3 protein-coding genes, 1 tRNA gene and 1 pseudogene are annotated in these 3,184 nt (G+C 70.2%); 3 read left to right on the forward strand and 2 right to left on the reverse strand.

Going from position 1 to position 3,184, the window contains the following annotated elements:
• Window positions 1-105: pseudogene (locus ASC70_RS25870) on the forward strand (hypothetical protein); the annotation flags it as partial.
• Between the two features lie 28 nt (window positions 106-133).
• Window positions 134-421 (forward strand): hypothetical protein, encoded by a 288-nt coding sequence (locus ASC70_RS04020; RefSeq protein WP_056046692.1) that lies wholly within the window; start codon window positions 134-136, stop codon window positions 419-421.
• Window positions 422-425: 4 nt separating this feature from the next.
• On the opposite strand, the gene bioB is transcribed toward ASC70_RS04020, so the two are convergent.
• Entirely contained in the window at window positions 426-1,448 is a 1,023-nt protein-coding gene (gene bioB / locus ASC70_RS04025; RefSeq protein WP_056046694.1) for a biotin synthase BioB, read from the reverse strand.
• A 109-nt stretch (window positions 1,449-1,557) separates the two neighbouring features.
• Here bioB and ASC70_RS04030 point away from each other — a divergent pair, with 109 nt between their 5' ends.
• The gene (locus ASC70_RS04030) at window positions 1,558-3,039 is read left to right on the forward strand and encodes a CHAD domain-containing protein (protein WP_056046696.1); all 1,482 of its coding nucleotides are present in this window, start codon (window positions 1,558-1,560) and stop codon (window positions 3,037-3,039) included.
• A 50-nt stretch (window positions 3,040-3,089) separates the two neighbouring features.
• Here the strand turns inward: ASC70_RS04030 and ASC70_RS04035 are convergent.
• Window positions 3,090-3,166 (reverse strand) — tRNA-Met (locus ASC70_RS04035).
• Between the last annotated feature and the right edge of the window lie 18 nt (window positions 3,167-3,184).

Consider the following 3,184-nt stretch of genomic DNA (forward strand, 5'->3'; position numbering starts at 1 on the left):
CTGGCCGCTTCGCGGCCGTCCGCCCCCGGAGGGGGCGGAAGGATCGTGCGGCTCCTTCTTCCCCCTCCGGGGGAGGAGCGCCGTAGGCGCGGAGGGGGCCAGTGACACCCAAAGAATTTCAAAGGAGCCCCTCATGCCCAAATCCAAGCCGCCGCGCCGCAAGCGCCAGCGCCACCTCACCGACCGCACGAAAACCATGCTCGATTTCTATGACGACCTGGAGCGGATCACCGCCCGCGCCGAGCGCGAGGCCGAGCAGATGGCCCATCGGGTCCCGCCCGCCGAGCTGGCGGCCATGCGGGCGACTTGCGCCGAGAACCGGCGGATCTTCGCCGAGGCGCGCGCCGAGCTGATGACGCCCAGCCGTACGCCGGTGCTGGATCGGCTCGTGACCGAGGCACGGCGCCGAGAAGGACGCTGAACGACTACTCCGCCGCCACGGCCTCGGCTCGAACCTGGCCCATCGGCTTCAGGTCCAGGTCCTGGAACAGCCTGGAATCCTCGTCCTGGCCCGGCAGCGGGGTGGTCAGCAGCTTGCCGCCGACGAAGATCGAATTGGCGCCGGCCAGGAAGCACAGGGCCTGCAGCTCGCGGCTCATGCCTTCGCGGCCGGCCGACAGGCGAACCATCGATTTCGGGCAGACGATGCGGGCGACGGCGATGGTGCGGACGAACTCAATCGAGTCGATCGCCTTGCCCTCACCGAGCACCTTGTCGCCCAAGGGCGTGCCGCTGACCGGCACCAGGCCGTTGATCGGCAGGCTGTCGGGGTGGGACGGCAGGGTGGCCAGCTGGTGCAGCAGGCCGGCGCGGTCGCGGCGCTGCTCGCCCATGCCGACGATGCCGCCGCAGCAGGTGCTCATGCCGGCGTCGCGGACGTGGGCCAGGGTGTCGAGGCGCTCCTGGTAGGTGCGCGTGGTGACGACGTCGGCATAGTAGTCCGGGCCTGTGTCGAGGTTGTGGTTGTAATAGTCGAGGCCGGCGTCCTTCAGGGCCTTGGCCTGGTCGGCGGTCAGCATGCCTAGCGTCGCGCAGGTCTCCAGGCCCAGGGCCTTAACCTCGCCGATCATCGAGGCCAGCCTGGGCAGGTCGCGGTCCTTCAGCTCGCGCCAGGCCGCGCCCATGCAGAAGCGCTGGGCCCCACCGTCGCGGGCCGCCCGAGCCTTGGCCACCACGTCCTCGGTGGCCATCAGCTTCTCGGCCTTGAGGCCGGTCTTGAAGTGGGCCGACTGGCTGCAATAGCCGCAGTTCTCGGCGCAGCCGCCGGTCTTGACCGACAACAGCTGCGACAGCTGCATCTCGGAGGGATCGAACCAGGTCCGGTGGACGTTGGCGGCGTCGAACACCAGCTCCATGAACGGACGGTCGAACAGGGCCTCCACCTCGGCGAGCGTCCAGTCGTGGCGCGCCAGATGGAGAGGGGGGGGCGAAGCGTTGATCTTGCTCATGGCGCGCACGTTTGAACCCGCGTCAAACAGTTGGCAAGACGCTTGGCAAGACATCGGCCAGGCGGCATAGGGCTGGGAGCCGAAGGGCCCCGCGGGAGTTGGTCAGGCCATGGATCGCGAGATCGAGCTGAAATTCCTGATTCCGCCCGAGGCGGCGGCGCTGGCCCTGACCCTGCTGAAGGGCGAGGGCGCGGTGCGCCAGCTGGACGCCACCTATTTCGACACCCCCGGCCATACGCTGCGCAAGGCGGGCTTCGGCCTGCGCGTTCGCGACGGCGAGGGCGGCCGCAAGCAGACCTTGAAATCGGCCTCGGCTGGCGGAGTCTTCTCGCGGGGCGAATGGGAGGAGCCGATCGCCGGCCCGGGGCCCGACCGCGACGCCCTGGCCCGCACGCCGGCCGCCGCCATGCTGGCCGGCCAGACCCTGAAGCCGGTCTTCACGACCCGGGTCGAACGCGTGGTGCGCCTGATCCGGGTCGGCGAGACGGTGATCGAGGCGGCGCTCGACCGCGGCGAACTCAGCGCCGCCGATCGGCGCGCACCGGTCTGCGAACTGGAGCTGGAACTGAAGTCGGGCGAACCCCGGGCCCTGTTCGACCTGGCGCGCCAGCTGGCCCGGCGCGTGCCGCTGCGCCTGTCGCTGGTCAGCAAGGCCGAGCGCGGCTATGGCCTGGCCGCCGGCGCGCCGAGCGCCTCGCCGAAGCGGCAGGCCCCGACGCTGGATCCTGGCGTCAGCGTCGGCGAGGCGCTGCAGGCGCTGGGCCGGGCCAACCTCGCCCACCTCTGCGCCAGCCTGGAAGCGCTGCGCGAGCGGCCCGAGCCCGAGAGCGTCCATCAGGCGCGGGTCGCCTGCCGCCGGCTGCGGGCCTTGCTCAAGATCTTCAAGCCCCTGGCCCAGGACGCGGCCGCGCTTCGGCTGGACGCGGCGCTCGATGGGCTGGCCGGCGAGTTCGACGCCGCCCGCGACCTCGACGTCTTCGTCGGCGAGGTCTGGGTCAAGGCGGCCCCCGGCGCGGCCTTCGCCGGCCGCGACAACTTCGAACGCGCCCTCGATGCGGCGCGCGCCAACGCCTATCTGCGCATGGAGGCGGCTCTGGAAAGCCCGGAGGCTCGCGACGTGCTGCTGGAAGCGGCCGCTTGGCTCGAAGCTGGCTCCTGGACGACCGCCCCGGACCTGGCCGAGCGTCGCGACCGTCCCGCCGCCGCGTACACCGTCGAGGTCCTGGACCATCGGCGCAAGCAGCTGAAAAAGGGCGCCAAACGCTTCGACGAGCTCGACGCTCACCAGCGGCACAGGCTGCGCCTGAAGGGCAAGATCCTGCGCTACGCCGCCGAGGACCTTGGCGCGCTGTTCCCGGACCATCCCAAACGCGCCGAGCGCTTTCTCGACGCCGCGAAAGCCGTTCAGGATACGCTGGGCGTCTTGAACGACCGCCATGTCCGCCAAGCCTTGATCACGGCCGTCGCGCACAGCGACGAGGCCCTGGCCCACGCCGCCGGCCGCGTGGCGCTAATCGGCGACGAAACCGACCTACTGGCCCAGGCTCGCGACGCGCTCGAAGATCTCGTCGACGCAAAACCGTTCTGGTGAGGCCCAAAACGCGAAAAAGCCGCCCGAAGGCGGCTGTTTCGTTAGACCCTTGGGTGCGGGGACAGGATTTGAACCTGTGACCTTCAGGTTATGAGCCTGACGAGCTACCGGGCTGCTCCACCCCGCGTCAGGGTGTTGAGATTGA

Source organism: Caulobacter sp. Root343, from assembly GCF_001425745.1.
In the GTDB taxonomy this organism is placed as follows: Bacteria; Pseudomonadota; Alphaproteobacteria; order Caulobacterales; family Caulobacteraceae; genus Caulobacter.

Bases quoted from the DNA above. Each gene is read 5' to 3' on its own strand.
- bioB (WP_056046694.1), bottom strand. From the start codon at position 1,448: ATGAGCAAGATCAACGCTTCGCCCCCCCCTCTCCATCTGGCGCGCCAC.
- ASC70_RS04020 (WP_056046692.1), top strand. From the start codon at position 134: ATGCCCAAATCCAAGCCGCCGCGCCGCAAGCGCCAGCGCCACCTCACC.
- ASC70_RS04030 (WP_056046696.1), top strand. From the start codon at position 1,558: ATGGATCGCGAGATCGAGCTGAAATTCCTGATTCCGCCCGAGGCGGCG.